Annotated in this window: 2 protein-coding genes; both read right to left on the bottom strand. The window is 49.8% G+C overall.

The window, feature by feature from the left end:
- Positions 1-257: 257 nt before the first annotated feature.
- Positions 258-533 (bottom strand): hypothetical protein, encoded by a 276-nt coding sequence (locus GY634_RS17030; RefSeq protein WP_166409905.1) that lies wholly within the window; start codon positions 531-533, stop codon positions 258-260.
- Positions 530-795 (bottom strand): hypothetical protein (locus tag GY634_RS17190; RefSeq protein WP_207625645.1); only part of this gene is annotated, 266 nt, incomplete at its 5' end. The genes GY634_RS17030 and GY634_RS17190, both read right to left, overlap by 4 nt.

The raw sequence follows: 795 nt of genomic DNA, 5'->3' as shown, positions 1-795 counted from the left end.
GCCCCAGACACTTACGCGGTCTGGGTTACGGTAGGGTTAGCCTGAGGATTACCTACTTGCGGTACTTGCCGAGGATTGCCGCAAACTCCAATCTCGCCTCGGTTGATTCTTATCACATAGGCATGCTTGGCGCGACTCAAGCTGTCTAAAGCATTCCACTACGCTTGCCGAAGCAAGAAACAGTATCTATGCCTATGTGATGCCCCTCTTACGAAGGGCGGTGGTTACTGCACGTTTCTTTTTTCTTTCTGCATGTGTTACTGCTTGGGGATTAGGGCGCGTATAGCGCCTGCACACTCTGCTGGATGCATCCCGCGATCAGCAAAACGGTCGCAAATGCTTGCCGCCTGCTCCAACGCCTCCCGCACACGCTCATTTATATAGTCCTCACCGAACAGAGGAACAACTTCTGCATCTGCTACTTGCTGCCAATGAGCGGCCACTAACTTATCTATAGTGCACTCCGTGCGAAAAAGCGGGTGCGGGTGTTCAATGCGCCACGCCACCGGCTCAGGCTTCTTAACGTTGCTCATGGCTTTACCTCCATTGCGGCTATAGCGGCATCCAGCATCTTGATAGCTACATGCAATTTCTCATACTCAAGATGCGTAGCCCAAAACACTTTACTTACTGTTTTTGAGGCATCCATAACACCTTGTATCTCAGGGGATTGCAGTAAGGCTTGCTCGATCTCTCGAACCAAATCACACCTAAGTAGAAAATCTTTAGGCTGCGAACCACTTGGCTGAAACTTGAGAGAAAGAGAAAGTCTAGTGACTTGGTTATCACTCAAAA

The sequence above is a fragment of the Paenalcaligenes suwonensis genome (genome assembly GCF_011290505.1).
Lineage (GTDB): Bacteria > Pseudomonadota > Gammaproteobacteria > Burkholderiales > Burkholderiaceae_B > Paenalcaligenes > Paenalcaligenes suwonensis.
This window is presented reverse-complemented; position numbering and strand designations above follow the sequence as displayed.